The organism is Citrobacter sp. Cf136 (assembly GCF_030333815.1).
In the GTDB taxonomy this organism is placed as follows: Bacteria; Pseudomonadota; Gammaproteobacteria; order Enterobacterales; family Enterobacteriaceae; genus Citrobacter; species Citrobacter freundii.
Genome location: NZ_JAOWFE010000039.1, coordinates 46253 through 62738, shown reverse-complemented (window position 1 = coordinate 62738; position 16486 = coordinate 46253). Strand labels below are relative to the sequence as shown.

The following is a 16486-nucleotide window of genomic DNA, read 5'->3' as shown; positions in this document are numbered from 1 at the left end:
AGGGTACGATGACACAACCATTACCGGGGGAACATGCCATGAGCGCTGAAAATGAACTGGACATCCGTGGGTTGTTTCGTACTTTGTGGACAGGGAAGGTGTGGATCGTCGGTATGGCTCTCGCCTTCGCGTTAGTCGCTCTCGCCTATACGTTTTTTGCTCGTCAGGAGTGGAGCGCAACGGCGATTTCAGACAGGCCAACGGTTAATATGTTGGGCGGCTATTACTCTCAGCAGCAGTTCTTACGTAACCTGGACATCAAGGCCAGTCTTGCATCAGCGGATCAGCCGTCAGTGATGGATGAAGCCTATAAAGAATTCATCATGCAACTTGCTTCCTGGGATACGCGTCGTGAATTCTGGCAGCAGACTGATTATTACAAGCAACGTATGGTGGGTAACAGCAAAGCCGATGCGGCGATGCTGGATGAACTGATCAATAACATTCAGTTTATGCCTGGCGATGCGGTTCGTAATACCAATGACAGCGTGAAGTTGATTGCCGAGACGGCACCTGATGCCAACAATCTATTGCGTCAGTACGTGGCGTTTGCCAGTCAGCGTGCTGCGCGTCATCTGAATGATGAGCTGAAGGGCGCCTGGGCTGCACGCACTGTGCAGATGAAGGCGCAGGTTAAACGCCAGGAAGAAGTGGCGAAATCGATCTTCTCCCGCCGTGTTCACAACATTGAGCAGGCACTCAAAATTGCTGAACAGCATAATATTTCGCGTACTTCTACGGATGTTCCTGCTGAAGAATTGCCGGATTCTGAACTGTTTTTGCTTGGACGTCCTATGCTGCAGGCGCGCCTCGAAAACCTGCAATCTGTTGGTCCCGATTTCGATCTGGACTACTTCCAAAACCGAGCCATGCTTAACACACTGAACGTTGGGCCAACTCTGGATCCGCGTTTTCAGACCTATCGTTATTTGCGTACGCCGGAAGAACCGGTAAAACGTGACAGCCCTCGTCGTGCTTTCCTGATGATTATGTGGGGCATCGTTGGGGCTCTGATCGGTGCTGGTGTCGCGTTAACCCGCCGCCGCACGATTTAGCAATATCGTTGCATTGAGGGGCTGGGCCCTCACTGCCAATCCGAAGAGAATCGATGTGAAAGTACTGACTGTATTTGGCACGCGACCAGAGGCCATAAAAATGGCACCTCTGGTTCATGCGTTGGCAAAAGATCCTGATTTTGAGGCAAAAGTTTGCGTCACGGCGCAGCATCGCGAGATGCTCGATCAGGTGTTGAACCTCTTTTCCATTGTACCTGACTACGATCTCAACATTATGCAGCCAGGTCAGGGACTAACAGAAATTACCTGCCGAATACTGGAAGGATTAAAGCCAATTCTGGCTGATTTTAAACCTGATGTGGTGTTGGTTCATGGTGATACCACAACGACCATTGCCACGAGTCTGGCTGCGTTCTATCAGCGCATCCCGGTGGGGCATGTAGAGGCTGGTTTACGTACTGGTGATCTCTATTCTCCCTGGCCGGAAGAGGCGAACCGTACGCTGACCGGGCGTCTGGCTATGTATCATTTTGCGCCAACAGAAAACTCGCGCCAAAATTTGTTACGGGAAGCTATTCCCGAAAATCGTATTTTCGTCACAGGCAATACGGTGATTGATGCGTTGATCTGGGTTCGCGACCGCGTACTGGCGAACGATAAATTGCGTGCTGAATTAGCAGAGCATTATCCTTTCCTGAGCTCTGATAAAAAAATGATACTGGTGACCGGTCATCGTCGGGAAAGCTTCGGTCGCGGTTTTGAACGCATTTGCCATGCGCTGGCGGAAATTGCTGCGGCCAATCAGAACGTGCAGATTGTTTATCCGGTTCACCTGAATCCTAACGTCAGCGAACCGGTGAATCGCATTCTGGGTCACGTTGAAAACGTCATCCTGATTGAACCGCAGGATTACATGCCGTTTGTCTGGCTGATGAATCATGCCTGGCTGATCCTGACCGACTCCGGTGGGATTCAGGAAGAAGCCCCATCTTTGGGGAAACCGGTACTGGTGATGCGCGAAACGACGGAACGTCCGGAAGCGATTACTGCAGGTACAGTACGTCTGGTAGGGACAGACCCGCAGCGTATTGTCGAAGAAGTCACGCGTTTGCTGCATGACGATAATGAATATCAGACCATGAGCCGCGCCCATAATCCGTATGGTGACGGGCAGGCATGTGGCCGCATTTTACACGCGTTAAAAAATAATCGGATATCGCTATGAGTTTTACGACCATTTCTGTCATTGGGCTGGGTTATATCGGACTGCCGACGGCGGCTGCCTTTGCTTCCCGTCAAAAGCATGTGATTGGCGTAGATGTAAATCAACACGCGGTGGATACCATTAATCGCGGTGAAATTCATATCGTTGAGCCAGATTTGGGCGCCGTGGTGAAAACGGCGGTCGAAAATGGATTTCTGCGTGCGACCACAACCCCTGTAGATGCGGATGCCTTTCTGATTGCTGTGCCTACTCCGTTTAAGGGGGAGCACGAACCCGATATGGTCTACGTTGAAGCCGCAGCCAAGTCTCTTGCACCGGTGTTGAAAAAAGGCGCGTTGGTGATCCTTGAATCGACGTCGCCTGTCGGGGCTACCGAACAGATGGCCACATGGCTGGCTGAAATGCGTCCTGATTTGACTTTCCCGCAGCAGGTCGGTGAACAGGCTGACGTCAATATTGCCTATTGCCCTGAACGCGTGCTGCCAGGTCAGGTGATGGTTGAGCTGATTAAAAACGACCGCGTGATTGGGGGCATGACCCCAGTCTGTTCCGCACGCGCCAGTGAGCTGTACAACATCTTCCTTGAAGGGGAATGTGTCGTGACCAACGCCCGCACTGCGGAAATGTGCAAGCTGACTGAAAATAGCTTCCGCGACGTCAATATCGCCTTCGCTAATGAGTTGTCGCTGATTTGCGCCGATCAGGGGATCAACGTCTGGGAGCTGATTCGCCTGGCAAATCGCCATCCGCGCGTGAATATTTTGCAGCCGGGTCCGGGTGTTGGCGGGCACTGTATCGCGGTTGATCCGTGGTTTATCGTGGCGCAGAACCCGCAGCAGGCGAAATTGATTCGCACCGCGCGTGAGGTAAACGACGGTAAGCCTCATTGGGTGGTCGATCGGGTAAAAGCTGCCGTGGCCGACTGTCTGGCGGATACCAATAAACGGGCCAGCGAAGTGAAAATTGCCTGTTTTGGTCTGGCATTTAAACCGAATATTGATGATTTACGTGAAAGCCCGGCGATGGGAATTGCGCAAAGTATCGCGCATTGGCACAAAGGCGAAACATTGGTGGTGGAACCGAATATCCATCAACTGCCGAAAAAACTGGACGGTCTGTGCCAACTGGCAACGCTGGACGATGCCCTGGAAAGCGCCGATGTGCTGGTCTTGCTGGTCGACCACAATGAATTTAAAGCCATTAAAGGCGATGCGGTTCACCAGCAATATGTCGTTGATACCAAAGGGGTCTGGCGGTGAAAATCCGCGCCAGTATTGAGCCGCTTAGCTGGGAAAATACGTTCTTTGGCGTGCATAGCGCCATTGTGCGTTTTGACCAACATGCGTCGGTTCTGACTGCGGATGCGTTGCAGCCCTGGTCGCGGGTACAGGCAAAAATACCTGCCGCCAATACCCAAGCATTAGATGCCCTGCAACAGCTGGGCTTCTCACTGGTTGAAGGTGAAGTGGATTTTGTGCTGCCAGTGACGTGTGCGCATGGTGACCCCGGTGCGCAGGTCGCACAAACTACGGATATCCCTGCATTACGCCATCTGGCAGGACAGGCGTTCGCGCAAAGTCGTTTTCGCGCCCCGTGGTATGCCGTAGATGCCAGCGCGCGTTTTTATGCGCAGTGGATTGAAAACGCGGTGCTGGGGACGTTCGATCATCAATGCCTCGTTTTTCGTACACCAACAGGTGAGATTCGTGGCTATGTCTCGCTGCGTGAACTGAATGCGACCGAGGCGCGAATTGGCCTGCTAGCCGGGCGTGGGGCGGGAGCAGAACTGATGCAGGCCGCGCTTTGCTGGGCGCAGGCTCACGGTAAAACAGCACTGCGTGTGGCGACCCAAATGGGCAATACAGCCGCGCTTAAACGTTATATACACAGTGGTGCGAATGTGGAAAGCACCGCGTATTGGTTATACAGGTGACACGATGATTCCATTTAACGCACCGCCGGTGGTGGGCACTGAACTCGATTACATGCAGGCTGCGATGAACAGCGGCAAACTGTGTGGCGACGGCGGTTTTACCCGTCGCTGCCAGCAGTGGCTGGAACAGCATTTTGGCAGCGAGAAAGTATTGCTGACGCCTTCCTGCACCGCATCGCTTGAGATGGCGGCATTGCTGCTGGATATCCAGCCTGGCGACGAAGTCATTATGCCAAGCTATACGTTTGTCTCCACGGCCAATGCTTTCGTGCTGCGAGGCGCGAAAATTGTCTTTGTTGATATCCGCCCGGATACCATGAACATTGACGAAACGCTGATTGAAGCGGCGATCACCGACAAAACCCGCGCTATTGTGCCGGTGCATTACGCGGGTGTGGCCTGCGAAATGGATACTATTATGGCGCTGGCGACCAAACATAACCTGTTTGTGGTGGAAGATGCGGCCCAGGGCGTTATGTCGACTTACAAAGGTCGGGCGCTGGGGACGATTGGTCACATCGGTTGCTTTAGCTTTCATGAGACCAAAAACTATACCGCAGGTGGTGAAGGCGGTGCGACGCTGATTAATGATAAAAAATTAGTCGAACGTGCAGAGATCATCCGTGAAAAAGGGACAAACCGCAGCCAGTTTTTCCGTGGCCAGGTAGATAAATATACCTGGCGTGATATCGGCTCCAGCTATTTGATGTCCGATCTACAGGCCGCCTATCTGTGGGCGCAACTGGAAGCGGCGGACCGCATTAACCAGCAGCGTCTGGCGCTGTGGCAGAACTACTATGATGCTCTTGAACCGCTGGCGCGTGCCGGACGTATCGAGCTGCCTTCTGTACCGGAAGACTGCGTGCAAAACGCCCATATGTTTTACATCAAGCTGCGCGATATCGACGATCGCACGGCGTTGATTAACTTCCTGAAAGAAGCTGAAATTATGGCGGTGTTCCACTACATCCCGCTGCATGATTGCCCGGCTGGCGACAAATTCGGCGTATTTGCCGGTGTTGATCGTTACACCACCAAAGAGAGCGAGCGTTTGCTGCGTTTACCGCTGTTCTACAACCTGTCGCCGGTCAACCAGCGAACGGTAATTTCGACCTTACTCAACTACTTCGCCTGAAATGTCGCTTGCTAAAGCGTCCTTATGGACGGCAGCCAGTACGCTGGTAAAAATTGGTGCGGGTTTGCTGGTCGTGAAGCTGCTGGCGGTGTCGTTTGGCCCGGCAGGCGTGGGGCAGGCGGGTAACTTCCGCCAGATGGTCACCGTGCTTGGTGTCCTGGCGGGGGCCGGCATTTTCAACGGCGTCACGAAATATGTTGCGCAGCACCATGACGATCCGACCCGGCTCCGCAAGGTCGTCGGTACATCTTCCGCGATGGTGCTGGGATTCTCTACGCTGATGGCGGTGATTTTTCTGCTGGCGGCCGCACCAATCAGTCAGGGATTGTTTGGTCATACTCATTATCAGGGGCTGGTAAGACTGGTTGCGCTGGTGCAGATGGGCATTGCCTGGGCGAATCTGCTGTTGGCGTTGATGAAGGGTTTTCGCGATGCGGCGGGTAACGCGCTGTCGCTGATTGTGGGTAGTCTGGTGGGCGTAGTGGCTTATTATGGCTGTTATCGCCTGGGAGGGTATGAAGGCGCTTTGCTGGGTCTGGCGTTAGTGCCCGCGTTGGTCGTTATCCCCGCCGCTATTATGCTGATTAAGCGTGGGGCGATTCCGCTGCATTACCTGAAACCCTCGTGGGATAACGGTCTGGCTGGACAGCTAAGCAAGTTTACGCTGATGGCGCTGATTACCTCCGTAACGTTGCCTGTGGCATACGTAATGATGCGAAACCTGTTGGCGGCGCAGTACAGTTGGGATGATGTGGGGATTTGGCAGGGGGTAAGCAGTATCTCTGATGCTTATCTGCAATTCATTACCGCTTCATTCAGCGTTTACTTGCTGCCGACGTTGTCGCGACTCACTGAAAAGCGCGACATTACGCGCGAGGTGGTTAAGTCGCTGAAGTTCGTGCTACCAGCAGTTGCCGCCGCGAGCTTTACCGTTTGGCTATTGCGTGACTTTGCAATCTGGCTGCTTTTCTCCGCAAAATTCACCGCCATGCGCGACCTGTTTGCCTGGCAACTGGTCGGCGATGTGCTGAAAGTGGGGGCGTATGTCTTTGGGTATCTGGTGATCGCGAAAGCGTCGCTGCGGTTTTATATTTTGGCTGAAATTAGCCAGTTCATGTTATTGACGATGTTTGCTCACTGGCTGATCCCTGCACATGGTGCGCTGGGAGCGGCACAGGCTTATATGGCAACGTACATCGTCTATTTTTCACTTTGTTGTGGCGTGTTTTTACTCTGGCGTAGGCGGGCATGACTGTACTGATTCACGTTCTGGGATCGGATATCCCTCACCATAACCAAACCGTGTTGCGGTTTTTCAACGACTCGCTTGCCGCGACGAGCGAGCACGCGCGCACGTTTATGGTTGCCGGTCAGGATGCGGGATTCAGTGAGAGCTGCCCGGCGTTATCGCTGAGTTTTTACAGCGGGAAAAAAGCGTTAGCCGAAGCAGTTATCGCGAAAGCAAAAGCGAATCGCCAACAGCGATTCTTCTTCCACGGTCAGTTCAACACCAGCCTGTGGTTGGCGCTGCTGGGCGGGGGAATTAAACCGACGCAGTTTTACTGGCATATCTGGGGTGCTGATTTATACGAAGTCTCCAGTGGGCTGAAATTCCGCCTGTTTTACCCGATTCGCCGCATGGCGCAGAATCGCGTGGGCTGCGTGTTTGCCACACGGGGCGATTTACGTTATTTCGCCGAGCAACATCCGCATGTACGGGGTGAGTTGCTCTATTTCCCAACGCGAATGGATCTTTCACTCAATAACATGAGCAATGATTGTCAGCGCAGCGGCAAGATGACGGTGCTGGTTGGCAACTCTGGCGATCGCAGCAATGAGCATGTTGCCGCGCTGCGTGCTGTCCATCAGCAGTTCGGCGACACGGTGAACGTGATTGTGCCGATGGGTTATCCCGCCAATAATGAGGCCTATATCGACGAGGTTCGCCAGGCCGGTATGGCATTATTTAGCGCTGATAATCTGCAAATTTTAAGTGAAAAGCTGGAATTTGATGCCTATCTAACATTATTGCGGCAATGCGATTTGGGTTACTTTATTTTTGCCCGACAGCAGGGGATCGGTACCCTGTGTTTGCTGATCCAGGCGGGTATCCCGTGCGTGCTCAACCGTGAAAATCCCTTCTGGCAGGATATGGTGGAACAGAATCTTCCGGTGTTATTTACCACGGATGATCTCAATGAAGGCGTCGTACGTGAAGCGCAGCGCCAGTTGGCATCGGTAGATAAAAACACGATTACCTTCTTTAGCCCGAATTATCTGCAGCCGTGGTATAACGCGCTGCGCATTGCTTCAGGAGAAACCGTATGAGCCTGATGCAATTCAGCGGTCTGCTGGTAGTCTGGCTGCTCTCCACCTTGTTTATCGCCACGCTGACCTGGTTTGAGTTCCGCCGCGTACGTTTTAACTTCAATGTTTTCTTCTCATTGTTGTTCTTGCTGACGTTCTTCTTCGGATTCCCGTTAACCAGCATCCTGGTGTTCCGCTTTGATGTGGCAGTGGCTCCGCCGGAGATCCTGCTGCAGGCCTTGCTGTCAGCAGCCTGTTTCTATGCCGTCTACTACGTGACGTATAAAACGCGATTGCGTAAGCGAGTAGAGGGTAAGCCGCGCAGGCCGCTGTTTACTATCAATCGCGTTGAAGCCCATTTGACCTGGGTTATCCTGATGGCGATTGCGCTGGTGAGCGTGGGCGTCTTCTTTATGCACAACGGATTCCTGCTGTTCAGACTGCAATCCTATAGCCAGATTTTTTCCAGCGAAGTCTCTGGGGTCGCTCTGAAGCGTTTCTTCTACTTCTTCATTCCGGCCATGCTGGTGGTTTATTTCCTGCGTCAGGACAGCAAAGCGTGGTTGTTCTTCCTGGTGAGCACCGTCGCGTTTGGTTTGCTGACCTATATGATTGTGGGCGGGACGCGCGCCAATATCATCATTGCGTTTGCCATCTTCTTGTTTATCGGCATTATTCGCGGCTGGATTTCGCTGTGGATGTTGGTCGCCGCAGGCGTGCTGGGTATTGTCGGGATGTTCTGGCTGGCCTTGAAGCGCTACGGAATGAGCGTTAGCGGCGATGAGGCGTTCTATACGTTCCTGTACCTTACGCGCGACACCTTCTCGCCGTGGGAGAACCTGGCGCTGTTGCTGCAGAATTACCACAATATTGAGTTCCAGGGGCTGGCGCCGATCGTCCGTGACTTCTATGTCTTTATCCCTTCCTGGCTGTGGCCTGGGCGGCCGAGTATTGTACTCAACTCAGCGAACTACTTTACCTGGGAAGTGTTGAACAACCACTCAGGGCTGGCGATTTCGCCGACGTTAATTGGTTCACTGGTGGTGATGGGCGGGGCGCTTTTTATACCATTAGGCGCGATTGTCGTTGGACTCATTATCAAGTGGTTCGACTGGCTGTATGAGCTAGGTAACCAAGAAACCAATCGCTATAAGGCGGCGATTTTGCACAGTTTCTGTTTTGGCGCCATTTTCAATATGATCGTGTTGGCACGTGAAGGGCTGGATTCGTTTGTCTCGCGAGTGGTCTTTTTCCTCGTGATTTTTGGCGTTTGCCTACTGATGGCAAAACTGCTGTTTTGGCTATTCGATAGCGCAGGACTCATCCATAAACGAATCAAGTCGCTGCCCCGGACACAAATTGAAGGATCGTAATGACAGATAACATAACTGCGCCGCTGTATTCGCTGCGCGGATTACAACTGATTGGCTGGCGCGATATGCAACATGCGCTGAATTACCTGTTTGCCGAAGGACACCTCAGGTCAGGAACGCTGGTGGCTATCAACGCTGAGAAAATGCTGACAGCAGAAGATAATCCTGAAGTGAGGGAGCTGATCAACGCCGCGGAGTTCAAATATGCGGATGGGATTAGCGTGGTGCGTTCGGTGCGCAAAAAATTCCCACAGGCGCAGGTTTCACGTGTGGCCGGTGCTGACCTTTGGGAAGCGCTGATGGCGCGAGCTGGGCAAAACGGAACGCCTGTTTTCCTGGTTGGTGGCAAGCCTGAAGTTCTGGCGCAAACAGAGGCAAAACTACGTGCACAGTGGCGTGTGAACATTGTGGGTAGCCAGGATGGTTATTTTACCTCAGAGCAGCGTCAGGCGTTATTTGAGCGTATTCACGCCAGCGGCGCGCAAATTGTGACGGTGGCGATGGGTTCGCCGAAACAAGAGATCTTTATGCGTGATTGCCGCAAGACTCACCCTGACGCGCTGTATATGGGCGTGGGTGGCACCTACGACGTCTTTACCGGTCACGTTAAGCGTGCGCCTAAAATCTGGCAAAATCTGGGGCTGGAGTGGCTGTATCGCTTATTGTCGCAACCGAGCCGTATTACTCGACAACTTCGCTTATTACGCTATCTACGCTGGCACTATACCGGCAACCTCTGACGCCCTCTCTCCTCTGATAAGTAGCGTGATCTGCTAATTACGCTACTTATTCACAACATAATCGCTGCTTTCTCGCACAATATATTCATTTTTTGAATGCTTTAATTGCCATTTAAGCGATTTTAGGAAACCATTCGCAACAATCATTTCAGTGCCGTGGAGTTTTGACGCCAACTGCTAAGCGGTCGGTGTCGTATAGCCTGTTATGACATAACAAGATGTACCCATAACGAGAACCGGTAATACCGGACAGCATGCAAACACAACAAGAGGATTTATGGCCGAGAACAAACCTGAGCTACAGCGTGGGCTGGAGGCTCGTCACATCGAATTAATTGCCCTCGGGGGCACTATTGGCGTCGGGCTGTTTATGGGGGCCGCCAGTACCCTGAAATGGGCGGGACCTTCGGTTCTGCTGGCGTATATCGTCGCCGGGCTGTTCGTATTTTTCATTATGCGTTCTATGGGGGAGATGTTATTCCTCGAGCCGGTTGCCGGTTCATTCGCTGTTTACGCTCACCGTTATATGAGCCCCTTCTTTGGCTATCTCACCGCCTGGTCATACTGGTTTATGTGGATGGCGGTGGGGATCTCAGAGATTACCGCCATCGGGGTGTACGTCCAGTTCTGGTTCCCAGAAATGGCGCAATGGATACCCGCACTGATCGCGGTCGGACTGGTTGCATTGGCGAACCTCGCCGCAGTTCGCTTGTATGGTGAAATTGAGTTCTGGTTTGCCATGATCAAAGTGACCACCATCATTGTGATGATCGTCATTGGGTTAGGGGTGATTTTCTTCGGTTTTGGTAATGGCGGTCAGGCGATCGGCTTTGGCAACCTGACCGAACACGGCGGTTTCTTTGCCGGTGGTTGGAAGGGCTTCCTGACGGCATTGTGTATTGTCGTGGCTTCTTACCAGGGCGTGGAGCTGATTGGCATTACTGCAGGTGAAGCGAAGAACCCACAGGTCACGCTGCGTAGCGCGGTAGGTAAAGTGCTGTGGCGTATCCTGATTTTCTACGTTGGTGCGATTTTTGTTATCGTCACTATTTTCCCGTGGAACGAGATTGGCAGCAACGGCAGTCCGTTTGTTCTCACCTTTGCCAAGATTGGTATTACCGCCGCGGCGGGGATTATTAACTTTGTGGTCCTGACGGCGGCGCTGTCTGGCTGTAACAGCGGCATGTACAGCTGTGGGCGTATGCTCTACGCGCTGGCCAAGAATCGCCAGCTCCCCGCTGCTGTTGGGAAAGTTTCTCGCCATGGCGTACCGGTTGCCGGCGTGGCCATTTCTATCGCGATCCTGCTGATTGGTTCGTGCCTGAACTACATCATTCCGAATCCGCAGCGCGTGTTTGTTTATGTCTATAGCGCCAGCGTGTTGCCGGGGATGGTGCCGTGGTTTGTGATCCTGATAAGTCAGCTGCGTTTCCGTCAGGCGCATAAAGCGGCGATTGCCAGTCATCCATTCCGCTCCATTCTGTTCCCGTGGGCGAATTATTTGACGATGGCGTTCCTGATTTGCGTATTAATTGGCATGTACTTTAATGAAGATACCCGAATGTCGCTTTTTGTTGGCATGGGTTTCTTGTTGGCCGTGACGTTCATTTATAAGGTTTTTGGTCTGAATCGTCATGGCACAGCCCATAAATTGCGGGAATAAGCGACAAAACGCACAAACCATGACCAAACGATAATTTATTTTAAAAAAGCACTAGACAGAAGACCGAGACCTCCGTAATATCCAGCCCCGCAACGGCGCTAAGCGCCCGTAGCTCAGCTGGATAGAGCGCTGCCCTCCGGAGGCAGAGGTCTCAGGTTCGAATCCTGTCGGGCGCACCATTTAGTAGGGTGCCAGAGCTGCGGTGGTTTTAATACCGCGTAAAAGATTTGCAGTGGTGGCTATAGCTCAGTTGGTAGAGCCCTGGATTGTGATTCCAGTTGTCGTGGGTTCGAATCCCATTAGCCACCCCATTAATTTAAAGTTGTGAAATGCGAAGGTGGCGGAATTGGTAGACGCGCTAGCTTCAGGTGTTAGTGTCCTTAGGATGTGGGGGTTCGAGTCCCCCCCCTCGCACCACGACTTAAAGAATTGAACTAAAAATTCAAAAAGCAGTAAAACGGCGAGTAGCGCAGCTTGGTAGCGCAACTGGTTTGGGACCAGTGGGTCGGAGGTTCGAATCCTCTCTCGCCGACCAATTTTGAACCCCGCTTCGGCGGGGTTTTTTGTTTTCTGATTTTCCCTTCTCAGCCTTTATTCCCGCGAATTACCTGATGTCTTAAAAAGTCCGAATACCTGGTTTTTGCAGTGCAATCGTGGCATGCCTTGTGCAATAATATGCGGGTAGATGCTCATTCCATCTCTTATGTTCGCCCTCTGGCCTCATAAACTCAGGAATGATGCAGAGCCATTTACGGTGCTTATCGTCCACAGACAGATGTCGCGTAGCCTCATCAAACACCATGGACATAACGTTGAGTGAAGCACCCATTTATGTTGTCATACAGACCTGTTTAACGCCTGCTCCTTACCGAGTGGGCGTTTTTTTATGCATACACAAAATCCTTCGAGCTGTTTCTCGAATGATTTTGTGTATACGAGATGAAAAATATGTAGGCCCGGTAAGCGAAAGCGCCACCGGGCATTCAGGAGTTACTGCGGGGGATTGTTGTTCTGCAACGTCAACATCAGGCCATCACGACGCATGGTGGCGGCTTCTTCCGGTTGATGCAGTCTGTCCAGCGCGTCAGCAAGCCAGGCGTAGTCATAGGCATCCGGGCGCTGTTTGAGAGCGGCACGGAAGGCGAGCGTGGCTTCCTGCCATTCCCCATGCTTCATTAACGACTGACCCAGCGTACTCCACAGCAACGGGCGATCGCCCACGGCTTTAATCTGCTGGCGCAGCACTTTTTCTATCTGTTCCGGATTATTGGTTTTCAGACGCGGGATCGGTAGCACCAGGCGGTCATCGTACTGACGTTTCAAACCATCAATGATGACCTGCTGCGCCGTATCGTGATCGTCACACTCAATCAGATGTTCAGCCATTGCTACCTGCAAAGCAACCTGATGACGGGTTTTACGGTTCTGGTTTTTCCACCATGCACGCAGCCCCTCGCTGCCCTGATCGGCGCGGACCTGATCCATCAAGCCAACCCATGCCTGTTGTTCCAGCATGGCGCGGTGCTCGTCATCACCCACATGCGCTTTTGCCATGGATGGGATGATATCCAGCAAGGAACTCCATGCGCCGGTGCGAATGTAGGCCTGCTCAGCCAGACGCAGCACTTCCGGATGACGTGGCGTTACTTCCAGCAGTTTGTCTATGCTGTGGCGTGCGGCGTGATTTTCATTACGCGCCAGTTGCAGGCGAACGCGAGCGATTTCTACCGGGATCGTATCATTTCCCGCCAGTTCGGCAGCACGCTCAAGGTGTTGGTTGGCGCGAGCTTCGTCACCGCGCTGCTGAGCCGCTTCTGCCGCCAGCAGGTAATTCACTACTGGCTGTTCTGCATGATCGGCATTTTTCGACATCAGCTTCTCAACCTGCTGATAGTCACCTTCTGCCAGTTTGAGCAGCGCCTGTTCGGTCTGCTTACGGGCGCGACGACGTTTACGACCCACAAACCACCCACGGGTATGTGCGCCGGTGCGGAAAATTCGGCGCAACAGCCATTCAATCGCAAACAGGACGACCATGGCGACGATCAGGATGATCACCAGGCCCGTCACGCTGGTTTCGATATTGTAGTTATCCGTCTGGATCAGCACATAGCCCTGATGACCGGCTATCATCGGACCGACGACGATCCCGGCGATCAACAGCACAAAGAGCAACAATACTTTTAGCATCATTATTCTCCTTGCGGCGCGGTTGCCGGAGCGTCTGTCGAAGGCGCTGGCGCTGCTGCTACCGGTGCTGTGGCAGGTTGCGCCAGTAAATTACGTACGCGGGTCTGCATTAACTTGTCGAGAATAGCCTGACTCTGCAGCGTTTCCGGGACATCCATACTGATGCTTTGCTGGCTCAGTTGGTCTACTTCTTCAAGGAACGCTTTGGTCGCTGCATCGTCGGTGTCGTAGTAAGCACGCACCCATGTGGAGACATTTTCCAGCGCCTGGCGGTATGTCTCTTCCTGATGACGCGGCACGGCCTGTGCAGCTACTAACAGGCGGGAACGGATATTTTCACGTAAGTAAACGTCCTGGTTCGGTGCCAGCAGCGGTACGGCAGTTTCATCACGACGGCGCACGGTGATAAAGCTGTCCATAAAGTTCTGCCAGCTTTTTTGCAGATTGACGCGCCATTCGCTAATCGAGCTGGAAAGCTCGCTGCTGTCCGAGTCCATCGGTGAATCGTCGGTGTCGTTGTCGGCCAAACGCAGGTTATCGATCTGATTAGAGAGTTGATTCACTTTCAGGATAATGCCGTCATAGTCGACCTGAGTCACCGCGGAGAGGCTCGCGATATCGTCAGTAATCGCACGTCGCGCGGTAATTAAGCTCGGGTCGTTCATATCTGCCAGACTGGCATCGGCGCTTTTCAGCAGCGCCGCGGCGGTAGTGACGTCCTGATCGCTCCATAATTTGCGACCAGCCAGTTTCACCAGGAAATCAGCCTGCGCCAGCAGCCATGTTCCAGCATCGCTGCCGGAGATGGTGGCGACTTTTTGCTGGACTTCATCAAGCTGTTTGACCAGCGCGGCCTGCTGGCGAGTGGCTTCATCCAGCTGCGTTGCCTGCTGTTTAATAATACCTTCCAGCTCAGCTTTCTGGCTTTCCTGCGCTTTTTGCAGTGCCGTCAGCTGGTTAGCCAGCGCATCGCTGGTTGCCGTTTGTGTTGTTGCCTGTTGTTTCCCCCAGCCGTACAGCCCAACGCCTGCTGCCAGCGCAATAGCAATCGCCACAGCGCTCAGAATCAGCGCCGTGCTGTTCTTACTCTTTTTTTCAGTATTAACTGGCTGTGACGTGGTTTCCACGGCCTCCCTGGTCTCTTCAACCACGGCGGAGGATTTTTCTTGTTCCGTCATTATGGCATCCCATTATGAGAGTTATTGTAATGCGCGTAGAAGCGCATCGTTGTCGGCGTTATCAGCGACCTTAATATCTTGCCAGCCCAGTTCCCGGGCGAGGTGCGCCAGACGCTCACTGACGACCAGCAGCCGACAGCGTAGTAACCAGTGCTCACGATACCACTGTGGAATAAGCGTCCAGAGCTGTTGTAGCATCTCTCCGCTAGTGACGACCACCGTGGTTACGCCACGGGATTGCCAGCGCATCGCTTCTTCTGCACCATCGTAATATTTTGCACTGCGTTGATAACATTCACAAAAATCGACATCGGCTCCGCGTGCCGTCAGGGTTTCACCTATCAGCTCGCGGCCACCGTTGCCGCGTAATATAAGCGCGCGTTTTCCCGCAATATTTTGTAATTCAGGTAATTGTAGCAAGACTTCGCTAATTTCCCGATCCAGAGGGTAGTGAATATTGAAGCCGCTAACAGTATGCAGCGCCAGCGCCGTTGTACGGCCAATGGCAAAATATCGCGGAAGGGATGGCCAGCTTTTCTCTTGCTGCTGAAGCTCGGCATCTGCAAAGGTAACGGCGTGCTGCGAGAGGACGAAGACCAGATCGTTCTCCGTCAGCGCCGACAGTCGGGAAGCAAGCGTTGCCAGTTCCCGACCAGGTGAAAACTCGATGAGCGGAAAACTCCAGGCCACCTGCCCCAGTGTGCGCAGACGGCTCACTAACTCTTCCCCTGCGGGAGACGGGCGGGTGACCAGAATACTCATGCGGGTGCTTCTCCGTTATAAACTTCAGCCAGAATGGCGCGCGCACCATTCTCCAGCAGTTCTTCTGCCAGAGAGATGCCCATCTGTTCGGCATCCTGTGTGGCGCCGCGACGTTCTCCGCATACCATCTGTGAACCGTCTGGCGCGCCGACCAGCGCACGTAGCCAAATCTCACCGTCGATGATTTCGGCATAGCTACCAATAGGTACCTGACATCCCCCTTCCAGGCGGGTGTTCATGGCGCGTTCTGCTTTGACGCGTAGCGCTGTCTCTTCATGGTTGAGCGGCGCTAACAGCGCCTGAGTGCGCATATCATCCAGTCGACATTCTATGCCTACTGCGCCTTGTCCGACAGCGGGCAGGGAGACTTCCGGCGGCAGAGCGGTACGGACTCGCGACTCAAGACCTAAACGTTTTAATCCAGCGACCGCCAGAATAATGGCGTCATAATCGCCGTTATCCAGTTTGCTGAGGCGCGTGCCTACGTTGCCGCGCAGCGAACGGATGACGAGATCCGGGCGACGCTTCGCCAACTGGCACTGGCGACGCAAACTGGATGTCCCAACGATACTGCCTGCGGGGAGTTCATCCAGCGTGTTGTACTTATTTGAGACGAAAGCATCACGCGGATCCTCTCGCTCGCAAATGGTGACCAGTCCAAGACCGTCAGGGAATTCAACCGGCACATCCTTCATGGAATGCACGGCGATATCGGCGCGTTTTTCCAGCAGCGCGACTTCCAGCTCTTTAACAAACAACCCTTTCCCTCCGACTTTCGCCAGCGGGGTATCAAGGATCACATCGCCACGGGTTACCATAGGAACCAGTTCCACGATCAGACCTGGGTGGTTTGCCATTAAGGCGTCTTTGACATAATGTGCCTGCCAGAGCGCAAGGGGGCTTTGGCGTGTGGCAATTCTCAAAACATTGTCTAACATGCTTGTTACCGTCATTATCAATCATT

Annotated in this window: 14 protein-coding genes and 4 tRNA genes; 14 read left to right on the top strand and 4 right to left on the bottom strand. The window is 53.1% G+C overall.

The window, feature by feature from the left end:
* Positions 1–8: 8 nt before the first annotated feature.
* From wzzE to OGV98_RS18630, 14 genes are all read left to right on the top strand, one after another.
* A complete protein-coding gene (gene wzzE, locus OGV98_RS18695) occupies positions 9–1055 on the top strand; it encodes an ECA polysaccharide chain length modulation protein (protein WP_003829003.1) in 1047 nt (348 codons plus the stop codon).
* A gap of 55 nt (positions 1056–1110) precedes the next feature.
* A complete protein-coding gene (wecB, locus tag OGV98_RS18690; RefSeq protein ID WP_003841188.1) occupies positions 1111–2241 on the top strand; it encodes a non-hydrolyzing UDP-N-acetylglucosamine 2-epimerase in 1131 nt (376 codons plus the stop codon).
* Entirely contained in the window at positions 2238–3500 is a 1263-nt protein-coding gene (gene wecC / locus OGV98_RS18685) for a UDP-N-acetyl-D-mannosamine dehydrogenase (RefSeq protein WP_130714423.1), read from the top strand. Before wecB ends, wecC begins: the two co-directional genes overlap by 4 nt.
* A complete protein-coding gene (gene rffC / locus OGV98_RS18680; protein WP_044714767.1) occupies positions 3497–4174 on the top strand; it encodes a dTDP-4-amino-4,6-dideoxy-D-galactose acyltransferase in 678 nt (225 codons plus the stop codon). The genes wecC and rffC overlap by 4 nt, the downstream gene beginning before the upstream one ends.
* A gap of 4 nt (positions 4175–4178) precedes the next feature.
* Entirely contained in the window at positions 4179–5309 is a 1131-nt protein-coding gene (gene rffA / locus OGV98_RS18675; protein ID WP_003844621.1) for a dTDP-4-amino-4,6-dideoxygalactose transaminase, read from the top strand.
* Position 5310: 1 nt separating this feature from the next.
* Complete coding sequence (wzxE, locus tag OGV98_RS18670) at positions 5311–6561, top strand: lipid III flippase WzxE (protein ID WP_202580892.1); 1251 nt, start codon at positions 5311–5313, stop codon at positions 6559–6561.
* Positions 6558–7637 carry a TDP-N-acetylfucosamine:lipid II N-acetylfucosaminyltransferase gene (locus OGV98_RS18665; protein ID WP_202580891.1) on the top strand — a complete coding sequence of 360 codons (1080 nt, stop codon included), beginning with the start codon at positions 6558–6560 and terminating at the stop codon, positions 7635–7637. Before wzxE ends, OGV98_RS18665 begins: the two co-directional genes overlap by 4 nt.
* Positions 7634–8989, top strand: coding sequence for an ECA oligosaccharide polymerase (wzyE, locus tag OGV98_RS18660; protein ID WP_003017967.1), 1356 nt, complete (start codon positions 7634–7636; stop codon positions 8987–8989). Before OGV98_RS18665 ends, wzyE begins: the two co-directional genes overlap by 4 nt.
* Positions 8989–9729, top strand: a complete 741-nt coding sequence (gene wecG, locus OGV98_RS18655; RefSeq protein ID WP_003844623.1) for a lipopolysaccharide N-acetylmannosaminouronosyltransferase — start codon at positions 8989–8991, stop codon at positions 9727–9729. The genes wzyE and wecG overlap by 1 nt, the downstream gene beginning before the upstream one ends.
* Before the next feature lie 277 nt (positions 9730–10006).
* Complete coding sequence (gene thrP / locus OGV98_RS18650; protein WP_003017961.1) at positions 10007–11392, top strand: bifunctional threonine/serine APC transporter ThrP; 1386 nt, start codon at positions 10007–10009, stop codon at positions 11390–11392.
* A gap of 102 nt (positions 11393–11494) precedes the next feature.
* Positions 11495–11571: transfer RNA gene (locus OGV98_RS18645), tRNA-Arg, on the top strand.
* A gap of 56 nt (positions 11572–11627) precedes the next feature.
* Positions 11628–11703: transfer RNA gene (locus OGV98_RS18640), tRNA-His, on the top strand.
* A 20-nt stretch (positions 11704–11723) separates the two neighbouring features.
* Positions 11724–11809 (top strand) — tRNA-Leu (locus OGV98_RS18635).
* A gap of 41 nt (positions 11810–11850) precedes the next feature.
* Positions 11851–11927, top strand: a tRNA-Pro gene (locus OGV98_RS18630).
* Positions 11928–12382: 455 nt separating this feature from the next.
* Here OGV98_RS18630 and hemY read toward each other — a convergent pair.
* Genes hemY through hemC form a run of 4 tightly spaced genes read right to left on the bottom strand, consistent with a single transcriptional unit; the run spans position 12383 to position 16460 of the window.
* Positions 12383–13582 carry a protoheme IX biogenesis protein HemY gene (hemY, locus tag OGV98_RS18625; protein WP_003017958.1) on the bottom strand — a complete coding sequence of 400 codons (1200 nt, stop codon included), beginning with the start codon at positions 13580–13582 and terminating at the stop codon, positions 12383–12385.
* A 2-nt stretch (positions 13583–13584) separates the two neighbouring features.
* Entirely contained in the window at positions 13585–14760 is a 1176-nt protein-coding gene (hemX, locus tag OGV98_RS18620) for a uroporphyrinogen-III C-methyltransferase (RefSeq protein WP_003017955.1), read from the bottom strand.
* A gap of 21 nt (positions 14761–14781) precedes the next feature.
* The gene (hemD, locus tag OGV98_RS18615) at positions 14782–15522 is read right to left on the bottom strand and encodes a uroporphyrinogen-III synthase (protein WP_044714757.1); all 741 of its coding nucleotides are present in this window, start codon (positions 15520–15522) and stop codon (positions 14782–14784) included.
* A complete protein-coding gene (gene hemC / locus OGV98_RS18610) occupies positions 15519–16460 on the bottom strand; it encodes a hydroxymethylbilane synthase (protein WP_003841203.1) in 942 nt (313 codons plus the stop codon). The genes hemD and hemC overlap by 4 nt, the downstream gene beginning before the upstream one ends.
* Positions 16461–16486 lie beyond the last annotated feature (26 nt).